Source organism: Paraburkholderia fungorum (genome assembly GCF_046026025.1).
Lineage (GTDB): Bacteria > Pseudomonadota > Gammaproteobacteria > Burkholderiales > Burkholderiaceae > Paraburkholderia > Paraburkholderia fungorum_E.
This window is the reverse complement of sequence record NZ_JAQQFL010000020.1, coordinates 21,846-38,707: the sequence shown is the minus strand read 5'-3', so window position 1 is coordinate 38,707 and position 16,862 is coordinate 21,846. Positions and strand designations below refer to the sequence as shown.

Here is a 16,862-nt window from a genome sequence, read left to right as displayed (position 1 = left end):
GATTGAAGGCTCCCTCAATAAAGCGGGTACCCTTGCGGGTTCTGCACATATAGGAGACGGAGATGGGAACAACATTGCGGGGCTGGGGCCGGCTGGCGGTTATGGCTGGTGCGTTGGCCGCGAGCGTATTTGTGCAGCAGAATGCAGGTGCAGCGGAATTCAAGTATGGGGTCAGCGCAGACGTCACATCGCTCGATCCGCAGTTCGCCAACTTGCCGGGCAACCGCAACGTTGCGCGTAATGTGTTCGAGCCGCTGATCGACATGTCGCCAGACGGCCGCTTGCAACCCGGGCTTGCCGAGTCGTGGAAACCGCTTGACGACAAGACGTGGGAAATCAAGCTGCGCAAGAACGTCAAGTTCCAGGACGGCTCGTCGTTCACGGCGGACGACGTGGTCTATTCGCTGGCGCGTCCCGATACGCTGACCAATTCGCCGGCCACGTTCGGCGTCTTCACAAAAGACATCACCAAGGTGCAGGTGGTCGATCCGTACACGGTCAAGCTAACCACGGCGCGACCGCTGGCCGTGCTGCCCAACTATCTGTCGATGATCTTCATGCTGTCGAAGAAAGACACGCAGGGGCTCAAGAGCGAAGACTTCGAAACCGGCAAGGGTCTGGTCGGCACGGGGCCGTACAAGTTTTCGCGCTTTTTGCGCGGCGATCGTGTCGAACTCGTCCGCAATGACGCGTATTGGGGCGAGAAGCCGGCCTATGACAAGGTGACGGTGCGTATCCTGCCGAATGCGGCGGCGCGCGTGGCAGCCATTCTGTCGGGCGACGTCGACGCGGTAATCGATGTGCCGAGCGCGGATGTCTCGCGAATCAAGGCGGACAAAAAGCTCGCCGTCTACACGAAGCCCAGCACGTTGATGGTTTTCTGGGTGATGAATCAGTTAAACGACAACGCGCCGTATGTAACGGACAACAACGGCAAGCCGTTGGGCAAGAATCCGTTCAAGGATGTGCGCGTGCGCCGTGCGTTCTCGCTCGCCATTAACCGTCAGGTGCTGGTCGATCGCGTCTTGCAAGGGCTGGGCGTAGCCACGCAGAACAGCGTGCCGAGTACCATGTTCGGCTACAACCCGGCGCTGCCGCCCGACCCGTACAAGCCTGACGAAGCGAAAAAACTGCTGGCAGAAGCAGGCTACCCGGAGTGCTTCTCGCTGACGCTGTTTGCGCCGAACGATCGCTACGTCAACGATTCGCAACTGGCCCAGGGGGTCGCGCAAATGCTGACGCGCATTGGTTGCAAGACCAAGGTCGAGACGCAGCCGATGGGTACCTTCATCTCACGCGTGAATCAACTGCAAATGGGTTTCTTCATGATCGGCTGGGGTGCGGACGCGGGCGACATGGGCGTGCAGCTCGAATCGCTGTTTTCGAATCCGACCAACAATCCGTTCCGCAAGATCAACATCCAGACCTACGATTCGCCGAACTTCTGGAAGCCGTTGAATGCGGGGCTGGCAACGGTCGACGATGCGAAGCGTGAAGCGCTGTACCAGGAAACGTCGAAGGTGTTGCACGATGAAGTGGGCATCATCCCGACCCATCTGCAGGTTTCGACCTTCGCCGCGCGTAACGGGATTCACATCGTGCCGCGCGTCGATTCGCAGATGTACGGGTTTGATGCCGCACCTTCGAAGTAATCTGTTCGCGCTGCTGTGCATCTGTGACGAGCAGCGCAAACAGTGAACAACGAACGGATCGGCGGGCAAGGGCTCGCCGATCTGTTTTATCCCAGCGTCACACGCGTGTTGTCGTTGAAGTGCGAAACGAACTTGTCGAGCAACGCGAGAAATTGCGTGCGCTCGGCAGGCTCGAACGGTGCGAGCAACGCGTCGACCGATTTCTGGGCATAACGCTCGCATTGGCGGAAGCATTGCCGGCCCGCCTCCGTCAGCGAGATTTCCACTTTGCGTTGGTCCGTTTCGCTTTTTGTTTTTTCGAGCAGGCCGCGCTCGCTCAGGATCTTGACGACCAGTGCGGTGGTCGAGCGGTCGAGGCCGATCAGACGGGCAATGCCGATCTGTTCGAGCGGGCCGCTGTGGAACAGGATATACAGCACGCCGTATTGGCTGGGCGTCATGTCGAGCGCTGCGCAGGCTTCGATGAAAAGGTCGGTCGAAATCTGATGGGCCCGCCGGATCATGAAGCCGGGGCGGGCGTACAGACGGTCGAGCGGCGTCTGGCGCGTATCGCGCGCCACAGGGTTCTTTGCCATGGACTCGTATCTGGAAGTGGGCCGCCCGTGCTCGGGCGGCAAACGTGACTGGCCGATATTATCGCGCAGTGTGAGCGGCGGATAGCAGAGTGGAGCGGATGACGGGCGTCATCCGCGCGGCTTACTGTGCGTCTGGCTGCTGCGCAGGGGCAGCCGCAGCAAACGCAGGCAACTGCAGGCAGCGCTGCGCGATGCGCTTGAGCACCGGATAGGCATTCATCTCGACGTTAAAACGTTGCGCGTTGAAAACCTGGGGCACGAGCGTGAGATCGGCTAGCGTCGGTTGGTCGCCGTAACAGAATTCACCCGTTGTCTGACTCCGGGCAAGCCGCGTTTCCAGCGCGGAAAAACCGGTGTGAACCCAGTGGTGATACCAGGCGTCTCGCGCTTCCTGTGTCAGACCAGCCTTGTTGCCGAGGTAATTGAGCACGCGGAGGTTGTTGAGCGGATGGATGTCACACGCGATGTCGAGAGCCAACGCACGCACCGTGGCGCGGCCGGGCGGATCGGCCGGCAATAGCGGTGGCGTGGGATGCAGTTCGTCCAGGTACTCGATGATCGCAAGCGACTGATGGAGCGACACCTCACCGTCTTTGAACACGGGGACGAGCGCCTCCGGGCTGAGCGAACGATAGGCGGGCGCGAACTGCTCGCCGCCGTCGCGCGACAGATGCACGGGCAGGTAGTCGAACGGCAGGCCTTTCAAACCCAGCGCAATCCGTACCCGGTACGAAGCGGAGCTGCGGAAAAAATTGTGAAGCTGCACGGAATATCCTCGATTAACGGAGCAGTACGGGCATGACCCGTATTGCTCCGTCGTGACATGAGTCGTTCAGACCACTTTGACCTGGAGTTCGCCGAGACCGTCGATGCCACCGTGCATCGCGTCGCCCTTGACCACCGCGCCGACGCCTTCGGGTGTACCGGTATAGATCAGATCGCCCGGCACCAGTTCGAAGAAGCGCGACAGGTACGCGATTGTTTCCGCGACCGACCAGATCAGTTGCGAGACGTCCGCGCGTTGCTTCGACGTGCCATTGACATTCAGCCAGATCGCACCGTCTTTCAGATGCCCAGTCTGTTCAGCGCGATGCAGCGGACCGATCGGCGCCGAGTGATCGAACGCCTTGCCGATGTCCCATGGGCGGCCCATCTTGCGCATGTCCATTTGCAGATCGCGGCGCGTCATATCGAGTCCGAGTGCATAGCCGAACACGTGGCCGAGCGCGGCCTCGACGGCGATGTTTTTGCCGCCCTTACCGATTGCGGCTACCAGTTCCATCTCGTAGTGGCAGTTGTCCGTCTCGGACGGGTACGGAAATTCGCCCGTGGTGCCCGGTGCGACATAGACGATCGCATCGGTCGGCTTGCAGAAGAAAAACGGCGGCTCACGGTCGGGATCGAAACCCATCTCGCGCGCATGGGCAGCGTAGTTGCGCCCCACGCAGTAAATGCGGCGCACGGGAAACGCGTCGTCCGAACCGGCAACCGGGACTGTTACCGCGGGCGCGGACTCAAAGACCAGACTCATTGAATATTCTCCATGTGTGATTGTGTTGTGTACGATCGCCGCGCTCACGCATCCAGTTTTTCTTCGCGCAAGATGTTGAGCGCGGTTTGCACCGGTCGGTCCGAAAAGCTGAACAGGACCGCGTCGTCGTTCGCGTGCAGCGTGAATGTTTTCCATGACGGCACGACGAAGTGGTCCTTCGGGCCAAATTCAAAGCGTTGGCCGTCGATGATCGCGTGTCCGGTGCCTTCGACAACCGAATACACGGCACCGTCGGTGCTGCGGAACGGCTTGCCTGAGAAGCCGGCCGGCAGGTACTGCATGAAGGTCGCAAGTGTCGGCATCGGCCAGCCGCCGGTTGCCGGGTTGACGTAGCGCAGCTTGATGCCATGCCAGGCATCGAGTTCACCGTCGCGATAGAGCCGATCGAGCACTTCGCGCGTGCGGTCGTATGGGTAACTGAAAATAGGCGAGGTCGGCGATGAAGGCTGATAGTCGACCGGCAACAGGTTGTGTCCGTAGCGCGCGAGCGCATTGCCTTCCGGACGCGTCACACGCTGCGACATCGCCGCGCTTTTCTCCTCGAAACCCGCATCGAAGAAGCGAATCATCGGGATATCCAGCCCGTCCAGCCAGACCACCGGCTCGCTGTGGCCGTCAATGCCGTCGTTGCCGTGATCGTGCCAGGTCCAGCTTGGGGTAATGATGAAATCGCCCGGCATCATGGTGCTGCGTTCGCCGTCAACCGCCGTATAGGCGCCACGGCCATGGACGATAAAGCGCAACGCCGATTGCACGTGGCGGTGGGCCGGCGCAACCTCGCCCGGCAGAATGAGCTGCAATCCGGCATAGAGCGATTGCGTCACGCTGGCGTGGCCGGGCAGGGCGGGGTTTTCCAGTACGAGCACGCGGCGCACGGCTTCCTCCGCCGTGATCAGCGTGCCGGCCTGCTCGATGTAGGGCAGCACATCGCGCCATTTCCACAGCGCGGGCACGCAGGGTCCATTGGGCTGATGCGGCACTAACGTGCTGAGCGATTCCCATAGGGGAATCATGTTGAGTTCGCGGATCTGCTCGTAGAACGCTTTCCTGTCTGATGTGGGAAGGCCGGTGTTCATTGCTTGTCTCCTGTTCTTTTCTGGAACCGCCGTGTCGCGTCGAGCGGTGTGTGTCGATTCGGCGATACGTGAAGTTGCCTGATGGTGTGCGGATAAATAATCGGCAGACGTATGTCAAAAGATATTGAATCTCGATCACCGTGTCAAATGAATTCCGTTGTCGGGATGAACTGCTTGACGAAGCAGAAACAGCTCACTATATTTAGGCAGACGTCTGCGCAAATGATGAATAAACAAGCAGCGCGGAAACGGACTAAACGGCGGAATTTAACGGCGGCATTCAACGGCGCGCCACGCCGCGCTCAACACGAAAGAGGAGACAGATGAAAAAGGACAGTGAAGTGATCATCGTGGGTGCAGGGATTGGCGGATTGACGCTGGCGCTGACCTTGAACAAGGCAGGTATCGCGAGCCGCATTTTCGAAGCCGCGCCTGAAATCAGACCGCTCGGGGTCGGCATCAACCTGTTGCCGCATGCCACGCGTGAACTGGCGGAACTCGATCTGCTCGCCGAATTGGCCGCAGTGGGTGTGACGACCCAGGAGTCGGTGTTCTTCAATCGCCACGGCCAGTTGATCTACCGCGAACCAGCCGGGCGTTTCGCCGGTTATGAGCATCCGCAATTTTCGATCCATCGCGGCGACCTGCAGAGCGTATTGCTCAAAGCGGTGCGTGAACGCCTGGGTCCGGACAGTGTCGTGACAGACCGCCGCTGTATCGGCGCCACCCAGGACGAATCAGGCGCAACCGCGCGCTTTACCGATAGCGCCGGCCACGATCATTTCGCCAGCGGCGCGGCAATCGTGGCGTGTGATGGCATTCACTCGGCAATCCGCAAACAGTTCTATCCGGACGAAGGCGCGCCGCGCTATTCCGGTTTCAACATGTGGCGCGGAACGATCGTCGCTCCGCCGTTCCTGAGCGGTGGCAGCATGGTGCGCGCAGGCTGGCTGACGCACGGCAAAATGGTCATTTACCCGATCCGCGATAACGTGGACGCAGCGGGCAACCAGTTGCTGAACTGGGTTGCCGAGATCGAGGCGCCACAACCCGCGCGTCGTGACTGGAACGGTAAAGGGCGTCTCGCCGATTTCTTCCCGGCATTCGCGGACTGGCATTTCGACTGGCTCGACGTGGCCGCGATGATCGAAGCCACGGAAACGATTCTGGAGTATCCGATGGTCGATCAGGATCCGTTGCCGCGCTGGAGCTTCGGCCGCATCACGTTGTTGGGCGATGCGGCGCATCCCATGGTGCCGCGTGGCTCGAACGGCGCCGGCCAGGCGATTCTGGACGCCCGCTTTCTGGCGGACCGCTGCGCGGAACTGGGCGTCTGCGAGGAGGCACTGCTTGCCTACGATCGAGCGCGCGTCAAGGCAACCGGCGATGTCGTGCTGATGAACCGCAAGGCGCCGCCCGACCGGATTTTGCAGGTGGTCCACGAGCGCACGCAGGGACAGCGTTTCGAGCGGATCGAAGACGTGGTCAGCGCGGAGGAACTGAGTCAGATCGCGAACCAGTACAAGACGGTCGCTGGTTTTCATCTCGACGATCTGAAGGCGAGGCAACGGGTAGGGTAATGAAATCCGATTGTAAGTACATTTAGACACGCGAGCGCAACGCGGCGCCGAGACAATCTTCAGGCACTGACGCTTACCGCACGCTAATGTCGGCCTGACATCGCGTCAGGCCATCCATCGCACGCGCGTGGATGCATAAATAACATGTCTCGTTGGAGTGCCCCCATGTTTAGCGTCCGCGCCGAATCGGAACACGCGATCCGTTTGCCGTTTCGTGATCCTTCATCATTACCCACCTCGATCCGTCTGGCTGAATCAGAAGATATCGCTTCAGCCATTCGCACCATGATCGAGGGTGCCGAACTGGAGTTGTACTTCGACGACCACCCCGAGGAATTCGCGGCGCTGCGGCATCGAGTGGATGAGGTGCTCGACGCCGCATTCGAGCGGGGCGAGGACGATGCGCTGGCGGACGTGCACGCCACGCTCTTCGCGCTGTATGAACTCCACGTTGCGCCGGCCGCGAGCGAGCGCTGTGCAAACCAGTTCAATCCCTACCTGATTCGTCTGCGCGGCGCGATCGAACGGCGCTGGCTCGCGTCCGATGCGCTGGACACGACGCCGCTCGATGCCGGTGTGCGCACCGCACGCGATTTGACCGACGCCATCTGCTCGGTGTCGGCGCAGCATCGTGCGTCAAAACATCCGCTATTCGATTTCCTTGAAAAAGACGCTACGCGAGTGCAAATGTCGGCGTTTTTCCGCAGCGACAGCGCGCTCAATATCCGCTTCTTCGACCTCATCGTTCTCGCGTTGCTGGGCTCGGACCCGTCCGTTCGCGGTGAGTTGTCACAGAATTTCTGGGACGAAGCGGGCAAGGGCGATCCGCAACGCAGCCACGTCACGCTGTTTCGTCATCTGCTGCACACGGTGGACATTGCGCATGCCGACGACGATCACGCGTCCTTGCTCGGCTGGCAAGGGCTGGCGGGTTACAACCTGTTCATGATGACGGGCCTGAACCGCAGCCAGGGTCTGAAGTCGCTGGGCGTGATGGCCGTGACCGAGTTGCTCGATCCTTCGCAGTATGAAAAGCTCACGCGCGGATGCCGGCGTCTCGGCATGGGTGAGAAGGGTGAGTTGGAATACTACGACGAACACGTTTCCATCGACGTGGTGCACGCGGAAGGCTGGCTGTCGAACGTCATCGTGCCGCTCGCCACCAAGTACCCTTCGCAAATGAACGACATCTATGCGGGCGCGCAATGGCGTCTGAATACGTGTGCGGCGTACTACGACGCGCTCTATGAGCGACTGCTCGCAATTGGTTGAAATACACCGTGTTGCACGGCGCAACGTGGCACGACATGCTGCCACGTTGTTTCGTATCTGTTCTTCAAAGCCGATTTCCAGTACGAATCTGGCGCTCTGCAAGGCCCCTTAACTCGCCACCACCGGCGAAGCCAGATAATTCCAGTCGTGCAGGAAAATCTGCTCGAAATAGGCCGCGGCTTGCGCACTGTGAATGATCAGGCCCGCGTCGCGATTGCGCAGCGTGCCGTCCGCCGACCAGTTCTGACTGCTGACCAGAACGACATTGCCATCGACGACGATGCCCTTATTGTGGACGTTCGCCTGCCGGCGCAGGACGGACGAGGGCACGCCCGCCGCGACCAGCTTCTCGACCCATGCGTCATTCTGAAACTGACTGGTGATCAGACGCACGTCGAGATCGCGTTCGACCAGTGCCTTTAGCGCCGCAATCAGCGCATCATGCTCTGCATCGTCAGGGCGTCCGCTCGGATGGATATATTGAGTCTGCATGTAAAAGTGCTGCTGCGTGGACTCGATGAGCGCGAGAACATGAGGTTGATAGTTATCGGGTGTGAGTAGCGGCTGTATCGTCACGCTCCCAGTCAATGTCTTCGGTGCGAAGAACTGGTGCGGAGCCCGGCCGGTCGCGAACGCTTCGATCGGCACCTCGAGCGCTGCGGCTCCAGCACCCTGAACAGCCATGTGCTGTTCCCTGGCCTGCGTGATTGCATCGTGAGAGACCGTATAGTCGTGCTGCAGGAATGCGCGGAACGTGTCTGCCAACGCCTTGTTCGTGACGATCACATGCCAGTCGCGATCCGACGTCTCGGCGAGCTTGCGTGCGGCTGCCACGTCCGATAGATCGATCTCCGGCTGATTGCTGTTGTTCCAGTTGCCCGAGGAAAGCCAGAAGGTATCGTCTTCGCGCACGGCGACCTTGATGTGATACGCGTTCGGATAGATCCAGACGGGCGCCTTCGGGTCGGCGTTGGTGAGAGCCCAGGTGCCGGCGAAGCGCTCACCGAGTTTGGTCGAAAGCTCGGTTTGGGTTTGCTCGTCGGTCTGATCGGCCGTGGGATTCTTCGCGGGATGGTCGAGCGTCAGCGTCAGCTTTTTGCCGTCGGCAAGCGCGGCCTCGACGGCGGTGAGAATGTGCGCGGAGGTGAAGTCGTACATACCGACCACCAGGTCTTCGCGAACACCGGCGATGAAACGCGACAACTCAGCCCATCCTGCGTCGGGACTCGCATGCAGCACCAGCGTGACCTGCCCGGTCACCGGATCGAGACTCGCGCCGGGTGCCGGCGTGTACGGAATCTCTTCCTTGTGCGCCCGGGCACCGGCGAATGCGAGGAGCGGTGCAGGCGGACTCGCAAGCGGGTTGCCCTGTTTGTCGAAGAATACCTGGTCCGCGAAATAGGGCTGCCGCAATTCGTGACGAGCGTCAGCCAGTGCGCAATATCGTGAAGGGTCAAGTGCCTGCATCGATTCCATCGCGTCGGCGGCGCGGACATCGACGGGTACGCCGCCGATCTGTTTGGGCAACCCGGCTTGTAACGCAGCCAACTTGTCCGCCGTGACCGTCACGACGATGGCACGCGTGGCAGCACCACCGGATGCCGGCCATTGCAAACCGCTGCGCACGGACAGCACACCTGCGTGCCGGAACGAATCGGCGTGCGCGCCGAGCACGGCCTCGATGTCGATTGACGCGAACGCAGAGGGCGTTTGGGCGGTTGAAGCCGGCGCGGCGTCGCTATCGTCGGTGTAAGGTACGGTGGCGGATTGCGACACGATTCCAGCGCAAGCGGTCAGCATGGCATGTCTCCCTGACGAGGACGGATCGACTCATGCACAGCGTGACGTGATGATGTGGCGCAGCCATGACAGCGGTATGCGCGCTGGGACAGGTCGCCACTTTCATGGCATCTGGATGAAAAATTGTTCGTACAACCGAGGGGTGAAAAACATGCCGGAAGCCAGCTTGAACACCGGTTTCCCACTATGTGTTCGACCTGACGCAGCTTGAAAAACTGAAGGCTTATAGAAAGCAAATTGCAAAAAATATTTCAACGAAAATCTCAAAGTTCCCTGTCGCTTAAACAGACCCATCTGTATAGAATGCCTCGGCGTTGTTTCAATTCGTTACTGAACCTTACCCGGTAACGGACGAAAAAAAACTACACCAATCAGAACATAGAGAGCAGCAAGCACCACGGCAGACGACGCAATCCGTCGGCTGCCGCCGGACAATTGCGATGAGGGCTGAAATGGAAAACCTGGCGACACTTGGTGCACTGTCCATCACCACACGTGATCTAAGCAAGAATCCGTCGAAGGCCTTGCGCGATGCGTGCGCGCGGCCGTTGATCGTGATGCGGCATCAAAGGCCTGTTGCGTGTCTCGTATCCATCGAGCAATGGGCAGAGCTGATCGGCAAGCTGAAAGACATCGAAATGAATACCAGCATCGCGCAGGTCGATTTGCAGATTCACTCGTGTGAAATGGGCCATGCGGTACATTTACTGTCCGAGTCCCATCTGGCCATGGCCATGGCCGAGGCGATGGGCGCGAAGTGAATTCAGGAATCTCGCCCGATCTTATCGTCTCTACTCATCGAAGCATGTCACTGACGCAAAAGACGCCCTCGGGCAAGCGGCAACGGTTGATCGACAAGGCGACCGAGTTGTTTGCGAAGGAGGGGTATCACGCCGTGGGCGTCGATCGAATCATCATGGAATCGGGCGTCGCGAAGATGACGCTCTATAACCACTTCGCATCGAAGTCCGACCTCGTGCTGGCGGTCCTGAAGCAGCGCGAGGAAAGCGCGGCGGAGTCCTTACGCGCGTATGTGAACAAGTACGAACAGCCGCTGGAGCGAATCAAGGCGGTGTTTCTCTGGCACGAGGCGTGGTTCAGGGAGGAGACGTTTTGCGGCTGCATGTTCATTAACGCCGCTTCGGAATTCCCCGATCACGGCGATGCGATTCATCGTGCGTCCGCCGCCCAGAAGCTGCACGTCACGGCGCTGCTGGGCGAACTGCTCGCGGATCTGTTCGAGCCGGAGGTAGCGGCGCGGCTCGCGGCGCAGTTGCTGATTCTGGTGGACGGTGCGACGGTGACGGCGCAGATTTCGGGGAGTCCGGATTCGGCGATGATGGCGTGGGACATCGCACGGCAACTGATCGCCGTGCAGCACAGCGCGGCGCTTACTGCGCGAGCGGCATCGTTCTGACAAACCCCACCGCCGGACTGCCTGTCGAGATCGAAAAACGAATGCCGCGCGGCAACGGCATGCCGATGGTGCTGATCGTCCCGACCGCGTATTGCCTGAGAAATCGTGCGTAGGCGTCGGTGATCACTTGCTGCTGATCGGTCCACGCGGGCGCCATCCAGACGAAGACATTCATCGAGCGCACATCGTCTAACGCGACCACCCCGGCGAATCCGTCCATGTGCAGGGCTGCGTCTTTCACTTCGGTCAGCGTGGTGAGCGGGGTCGATGCACTGCGGATCAACTGGCGACTCTTGAGCTGGTAGCGCACGATTTGCAGCCGTGTCGGACCGTTGCCAATGCCGAGATGGCGCACGATCACCAGTTCGTTCGGCAGAATTCGCAACGGTGCACCGCCGATTTCCTGCGGCGCGGCCATGTTCAACGTATCGAATTGAAGCTGCGAGAAATAGCGCGCGAGATTGCGCGTGCGGCTGAGGTGCGAAACGACATCTTCGCGCGTGCGGATCGTGGCATCGAGACCGCGCCAGCATAAAACCGCCACCAGGGCGAGCAGCGCAATCGCGACCAGCATCTCGATGAGCGTGAAAGCCGACTGTCCAGTGCGAGAGCCTGGATGGCAGATACGACCGGTTCGCCTGGTGTGTTTCATTAGCGAGTTTCATTCTGGACCACGGTCGCCATGGCCGCGAGTTCGGCGTCGGTCGACCCGTTCGGATACACCGCAACCGTCACGGCCCTGATCGATGGACTGTCCGATGCCGAAACGATCTCGCGGCAGATAAACGCTTGCCCGCCTTGTGGACACGCAAAAACGCGACGGCCCACGTCGGGCCATTGCCGCGTGATCAACAGTTCACTCAATGCGTTGTCCGCGCTCCACAGCGCCAGCATCCGCGTGCGTGCGGCTTCGGTGTTGCTGCTCAACGAACCGATTGCCCGCAGTGTGGCGCCGAGTGCGATGGCGACGATCGCGAGCGCGATCAGCACTTCGATTAGCGTAAAACCTGACGCATGCCTGCCGCTTCGTTTCACTGCCGCGTCGCGTAGTCGGGCCATAGGTCAGGTCGTTGGATCAATTCATGCTGCTGCAATGCGTCGCGCTGAAAAGCAGGCGTGTTTCGGAGTATGTCCAGGCGTTTGCTTTTGTGATCGCAACGGATTGGTCTCCCCGCGCCAGGACATCTCGAATGTAGCCGCGAGATGTGCCGGGTACGTGTCGAAATGTACTGAACAATGCGTGGCCTATACGAATCGCGACACCCAAGGTGTTCGTACCTTGCGTCATACGCCCGTTATGCGAGCTCGGCTAATCTCTGTCGACGAGCAAGGACCCTGCGGGTCGAGCATGGCGGATCTTTCTGATCGCCATACAACGCTGCTGCGCCAGGCCGTAACGGACATTCCCGGGACCCACCGCGATAACGAGGCAAACAATGCAGAACGGACAGCAAGGCGTGGTCAGCCAGCCGGCGTCGGCAAGCGCGCGGATTCACGAAGGGGCGCAGGCCGGCTATGCCGAACCGCGCATGACGCTCGTGCAGGCGACGCATTTGCATGAAGCCGGCCGTCTGGACGAAGCGAAACGGGCCTACGAGGCATTGCTGGCCGACCAGCCGGACGATGGCGAAGCGTTGCATCTGTATGGCGTGCTTCACGCCCAGCAGGGGCAACTCGAACTCGCGCTGGCGCTGCTGCGGCGCTCGACGCAGCTCATGCCGCAACCGCTGGCGCTCTCCAATCTCGGCTCTGTCCTCGCGAGCGGCGGCAAGGTCGACGAAGCCCTGGCATGTTTCGACGCGGCCCTCAAGCTCGATCCGCGCAATCTGCATGCGCTGGTGCGCCGTGGCAATACGCTGATCGAAGCGGGGCGTTACGAACAGGCCGTGGCAGCCTACGACCAGACGCTCGCCGTCGCACCGATGACGCTCGATGCGTTGTGCAATCGCGGTAGCGCATTGCGAGTGCTTGGCCGCTATCAGGAGGCGCTGGATACTTATGCGGCAGCCTTGACGGTCGATCCCCGTTCCTTCGAATCGCATGCCAATCGCGGCAACGTGCTCAAGCTGCTAGGCCGGCATGCCGAAGCGCTGGGCGCATATGACCGCGCACTGGAGATCGCGCCTAATCACCCGGCGATTCTGAACATGCGTGGCATGTTGCTGATCGACATGGGCCGTGCGCGGGAGGCGTTGGCGAGTTTCAATGAAGCGGTCGCCGGACAGCCGGATCTCATCGATGCGCTCTACAACAGTGCGGTGGCGCTCGAACACCTGGGTCACGTTCAGGAAGTCGTGGCGCGATGCGATCGCGTGCTTGCGCTGCAACCGCAACACGCGAGAGCACTGGCGACCCGCGCAAACGCGCGGCTTGCATTGAAGGACTACACGGCGGCGCTGGCCGACTACGACGCCGCGCTCCCGCTCGATCCGCAATCCACCAGTGTGCTATGCAACCGCAGCACGGCGCTGCGTCACCTGGGCCGTTATGACGAGGCGCTTGCCGACCTCGACCGGGTTCTTGCCGTCGATCCGTCATTCGCGGCGGCGTGGGGCAATCGCGGCAACGTGCTGCAGGATCTGCATCGATTCGACGAAGCATTGGCGGCCAACGAACGCATGCTGGAGATCGACCCGCGTTCGACGATTGCATGGCTGAACCGCGGCAACGTATTGCTGAACGTAGCCAAACCCGAAGAAGCACTGGAAGCCTACGAACGGGCGCTTGCAATCGAACCGGAACACTTCGACGTACATGGCGCGCGTGCGTTCGTCTATTTGCGCCAGGGCGACTTCGAGCGCGGCTGGCCCGAGTATGAATGGCGCTGGCGCGACCCGGCGTCGAAGGACGCACGCCATGATCTGAGCGCGCCGCGCTGGTCGGGCGCCGAGGACTTGAACGGCAAAACCATTCTGCTGCACGCGGAGCAAGGTTTCGGCGACACGTTGCAGTTCGTGCGCTTCGTCGAGCCGATCGCGGCACGTGGTGCGAAGGTTTTGCTTGAGGTGCAACCGGCATTGCGCTTGCTGATGCCGTCATTGCGCGGCCCCTCGCAGATTTTCTCCAAAGGCGAGCCTTTGCCGCCGTACGATTTCCATTGCCCGCTGCTCAGCGTGCCGTTGGCGCTCGGTACCGATCTGACCACGCTGCCGGCGAACACGCCTTATCTTTCCGCCGATCCCCAGATGGTGGAGAAGTGGCGGCACCTGCTGGGTGATGATCGCCGGTTACGTGTAGGTGTCGTGTGGTCCGGCAATCCCCAGCATCTGAACGACCGGAATCGCTCGATCCGGCTGGCGAGCCTGGCGCCGCTCGTGAAGGCAGTGCCGGACGTCGACTGGATCAGTCTGCAAAAGATCGTGCGAGATGACGACAAAGCCGAACTCGCCGCGCTGCCCTTGCGCAACCTGGCCAACGAGATCCGCGACTTCTCCGATACGGCCGCGCTGGTGAGCGGCCTCAATCTCGTCATCGCGGTCGATACCGGTGTCGCGCATCTGGTGGGTGCGTTGGGCCGGCCGGTATGGCTGCTGTTGCCGGAGCCTTCCGACTGGCGCTGGATGAGCGGTAGAACCGACAGTCCGTGGTATCCGACGGCGCGCCTGTTCCGCCAAAGCAAAGTGGGTGACTGGGCCTCGGCAGTCGAGTCTGTCACCCACGCGCTGCTCGAAGAAACGTCGCGAGCGATCGGCGATATCGCAGGCCTGCGCCATGGGCGCTGACGTGGAGACGAATCCGCCGGTCGGCGCGCTTCATTCGGCCACACAGGACCTTTTCAGCGCCGCGCATGCCGCTCACGAACTCGGGAGTTTCGCGGAGGCGGAGAGCGGCTATCGCGTCGTGCTAGCCGACGCACCGGATCATGCGAAGGCGTGGCACGGTCTCGGCGTTCTGCAATTCCAGCAGAACAGGATCGAGGAAGCCGACGTGTCGTTCAGGCGTGCCATTGATCTTGCGCCCACCGCATTGGCGTTGGCGAATCGCGCTTCTGTGCTGACGAGTCTCGGGCGTCGTGACGAGGCGCTGGACTGTTTGACCGAGGCCATGACACTCAATCCTGCTCATCTGCGTGCGCTTGCTCAGCGCGCGAGTCTGCTGGAGGAAATGACACGGCTTGAGGAGGCGCTATCGGCGTGGAACCATGTGCTGGAGGTCGCGCCGACGCTGGTCGATGCGCTGTGCCGTCACGGCGCGGTCGCGCTTTCGTTGGGACAACTGCCGGAGGCGTTAGCATCGTTCGAGCGGGCGCGGGCAGTGCAACCGGCGTCGCCGGAGGTGCTGGGGTACTGCGCCGACGTGCTCAGGCGAATGGGACGCAGCGAAGCGGCGCTCGAACAGTGCGAGCGCGCCCTGAGGATCTCGCCTGGCAACGCGCGTTTGCTGTTCCTGCGCGGCATGGTGTTGACGGATCTCGGCAGGTTGCCCGAGGCGCTGGCCGGTCTCAACGAGTCGATCGCCTGGCAACCCGATTACATCGACGCCTTGTACAACAGTTCGGTTGTGCTGGAGCGCTTGAGACGTTACGACGAAGCGATAGTCCGCTGTGAGCGAGTGCTTGTGCGGCAACCGGACCATGCGCTAGCGCTCGCCAATCGTGGCAATGCGCAGCAGAAGCTGTTGCAGTTCGACGCGGCGCTGGCGAGCTATGACGCCGCGCTGCTGATCGAGCCGAACTCGATCGAGACGCTATGCAACCGCACGCGTGTGCTGTGTCAGCTTCGCCGAATCGACGACGCATTGCAGAGCAGCGAACGCGCGCTTGCACTGGACTCGGAGTATGGCCCGGCGTGGTCCAGTTACGCGATCGTGTTGCATCGGTTATTGCGGTATGAAGACTCGCTGGTCGCCCATGATCGGGCCGTGGCGCTTGCGCCTCGCGAACGGATGGTCGTGTTTCAGCGTGGCAACACCCTACGGGTGATGAAGCGCCACGGTGAAGCATTGGAAGCGTTCGAACGGGTGCTCGAAATCGACCCTGACGACGTCGATACCCATTTTTCACAGGCCTTTGTGTATCTGATCACCGGCGATTTTGCGCGCGGCTGGCCGGAATATGAATGGCGCTGGCGTGAACCACAGGTCGGCTCGCAGAAACGCGACTTCGCGCATCCCACTTGGGACGGCACACAATCGCTTGCCGGTCAGCGGATTCTGCTTCATGCGGAACAGGGATTCGGCGACACGTTGCAGTTTTGCCGCTATGCGCCGCTCGTGAAAGCGCTGGGCGCGCATGTCATTCTCGAAGTCCAACCGGCATTGAAGTCGTTGCTTCGCGGGCTCGACGGTGTCGACGAACTGGTCGCGCAAGACGATGCGCTGCCGATTTTCGATCTGCACTGTCCGTTGCTCAGCTTGCCGCGCGCTTTTCATACGGAGCTCGACACGATTCCGTCGAGTCCCTCGTATTTGCAGGCCGATCCGGTGCTCGTCGACAAGTGGCGTGCACGACTCGGCACCACGCGCCGTCCGCGGATTGGCATTGTGTGGGCTGGCAACCCGAAGCATCTGGACGACCACAATCGCTCGATCGCGCTTGAACAGTTGCGGCCCGTGCTCACCGATGCGTACGAGTGGGTCAGTCTGCAAAAGCCGCTGCGTGACGATGACCGGGCGGTGCTCGATTCGCTCGGCGTTGCGTACTTCGGCGACGAGGTGCGCGACTTTTCCGATACCGCGGCGCTCATCGAACTAACGGATGTGGTGCTGAGCGTGGATACGTCGGTCGCCCATCTGGCTGGCGCGCTCGGTAAGCCGTGCTGGGTATTGCTGCCGCACTGGCCCGATTGGCGCTGGCTTTTCGATCGCGACGACAGTCCGTGGTATCCGCATACGCGGTTGTTCCGGCAGTCCGAGCCGGGCAAGTGGGGCAGCGTGCTGTCGCGTGTGAGCGAAGCGCTGCGATCCGTGGTGGCGGGTAACGCATCACCGCACGGGTGAA

General features: G+C 61.0%; 14 protein-coding genes. 7 read left to right on the top strand and 7 right to left on the bottom strand.

Annotated features, from left to right (window positions below):
* The first annotated feature begins 62 nt into the window (after nucleotides 1-62).
* Nucleotides 63-1,652 carry an ABC transporter substrate-binding protein gene (locus PQR67_RS21605; protein ID WP_408463715.1) on the top strand — a complete coding sequence of 530 codons (1,590 nt, stop codon included), beginning with the start codon at nucleotides 63-65 and terminating at the stop codon, nucleotides 1,650-1,652.
* An 86-nt stretch (nucleotides 1,653-1,738) separates the two neighbouring features.
* Here PQR67_RS21605 and PQR67_RS21600 read toward each other — a convergent pair whose 3' ends face one another.
* The 4 genes from PQR67_RS21600 to gtdA form a co-directional block, all read right to left on the bottom strand.
* Nucleotides 1,739-2,227, bottom strand: coding sequence for a MarR family winged helix-turn-helix transcriptional regulator (locus PQR67_RS21600; protein ID WP_408435974.1), 489 nt, complete (start codon nucleotides 2,225-2,227; stop codon nucleotides 1,739-1,741).
* Between the two features lie 121 nt (nucleotides 2,228-2,348).
* Entirely contained in the window at nucleotides 2,349-2,993 is a 645-nt protein-coding gene (maiA, locus tag PQR67_RS21595) for a maleylacetoacetate isomerase (RefSeq protein WP_408463712.1), read from the bottom strand.
* Between the two features lie 66 nt (nucleotides 2,994-3,059).
* Nucleotides 3,060-3,758 carry a fumarylacetoacetate hydrolase family protein gene (locus PQR67_RS21590; protein ID WP_408463709.1) on the bottom strand — a complete coding sequence of 233 codons (699 nt, stop codon included), beginning with the start codon at nucleotides 3,756-3,758 and terminating at the stop codon, nucleotides 3,060-3,062.
* 44 nt (nucleotides 3,759-3,802) lie between these two features.
* Nucleotides 3,803-4,855, bottom strand: a complete 1,053-nt coding sequence (gene gtdA / locus PQR67_RS21585; RefSeq protein ID WP_408463706.1) for a gentisate 1,2-dioxygenase — start codon at nucleotides 4,853-4,855, stop codon at nucleotides 3,803-3,805.
* A gap of 323 nt (nucleotides 4,856-5,178) precedes the next feature.
* On the opposite strand from gtdA, the gene PQR67_RS21580 reads away from it, so the two are divergent.
* Nucleotides 5,179-6,435: a flavin-dependent oxidoreductase gene (locus PQR67_RS21580; RefSeq protein WP_408463703.1), complete on the top strand. Its 1,257-nt coding sequence runs from the start codon at nucleotides 5,179-5,181 to the stop codon at nucleotides 6,433-6,435.
* Nucleotides 6,436-6,600: 165 nt separating this feature from the next.
* Nucleotides 6,601-7,707: an iron-containing redox enzyme family protein gene (locus tag PQR67_RS21575; RefSeq protein WP_408463700.1), complete on the top strand. Its 1,107-nt coding sequence runs from the start codon at nucleotides 6,601-6,603 to the stop codon at nucleotides 7,705-7,707.
* Nucleotides 7,708-7,815: 108 nt separating this feature from the next.
* Here PQR67_RS21575 and PQR67_RS21570 read toward each other — a convergent pair whose 3' ends face one another.
* Complete coding sequence (locus PQR67_RS21570) at nucleotides 7,816-9,507, bottom strand: phospholipase D-like domain-containing protein (RefSeq protein ID WP_408463697.1); 1,692 nt, start codon at nucleotides 9,505-9,507, stop codon at nucleotides 7,816-7,818.
* A 452-nt stretch (nucleotides 9,508-9,959) separates the two neighbouring features.
* On the opposite strand from PQR67_RS21570, the gene PQR67_RS21565 reads away from it, so the two are divergent.
* On the top strand, nucleotides 9,960-10,268 hold the full coding sequence (locus PQR67_RS21565) for a type II toxin-antitoxin system Phd/YefM family antitoxin (RefSeq protein ID WP_408463694.1): 309 nt from the start codon (nucleotides 9,960-9,962) through the stop codon (nucleotides 10,266-10,268).
* Nucleotides 10,269-10,312: 44 nt separating this feature from the next.
* Nucleotides 10,313-10,924 carry a TetR/AcrR family transcriptional regulator gene (locus PQR67_RS21560; RefSeq protein ID WP_408463692.1) on the top strand — a complete coding sequence of 204 codons (612 nt, stop codon included), beginning with the start codon at nucleotides 10,313-10,315 and terminating at the stop codon, nucleotides 10,922-10,924.
* Here PQR67_RS21560 and PQR67_RS21555 read toward each other — a convergent pair.
* Together PQR67_RS21555 and gspI are read right to left on the bottom strand one after the other, a co-directional pair.
* The gene (locus PQR67_RS21555; RefSeq protein WP_408463689.1) at nucleotides 10,899-11,576 is read right to left on the bottom strand and encodes a PulJ/GspJ family protein; all 678 of its coding nucleotides are present in this window, start codon (nucleotides 11,574-11,576) and stop codon (nucleotides 10,899-10,901) included. The two genes, PQR67_RS21560 and PQR67_RS21555, sit on opposite strands and share 26 nt — an antisense overlap.
* Nucleotides 11,576-11,983 (bottom strand): type II secretion system minor pseudopilin GspI, encoded by a 408-nt coding sequence (gene gspI, locus PQR67_RS21550; RefSeq protein WP_408463686.1) that lies wholly within the window; start codon nucleotides 11,981-11,983, stop codon nucleotides 11,576-11,578. The genes PQR67_RS21555 and gspI overlap by 1 nt, the downstream gene beginning before the upstream one ends.
* A gap of 377 nt (nucleotides 11,984-12,360) precedes the next feature.
* On the opposite strand from gspI, the gene PQR67_RS21545 reads away from it, so the two are divergent.
* Nucleotides 12,361-14,646 carry a tetratricopeptide repeat protein gene (locus PQR67_RS21545; RefSeq protein WP_408463683.1) on the top strand — a complete coding sequence of 762 codons (2,286 nt, stop codon included), beginning with the start codon at nucleotides 12,361-12,363 and terminating at the stop codon, nucleotides 14,644-14,646.
* Nucleotides 14,636-16,861 carry a tetratricopeptide repeat protein gene (locus PQR67_RS21540; protein ID WP_408463680.1) on the top strand — a complete coding sequence of 742 codons (2,226 nt, stop codon included), beginning with the start codon at nucleotides 14,636-14,638 and terminating at the stop codon, nucleotides 16,859-16,861. Before PQR67_RS21545 ends, PQR67_RS21540 begins: the two co-directional genes overlap by 11 nt.
* The last annotated feature ends 1 nt before the right edge of the window (nucleotide 16,862 follow it).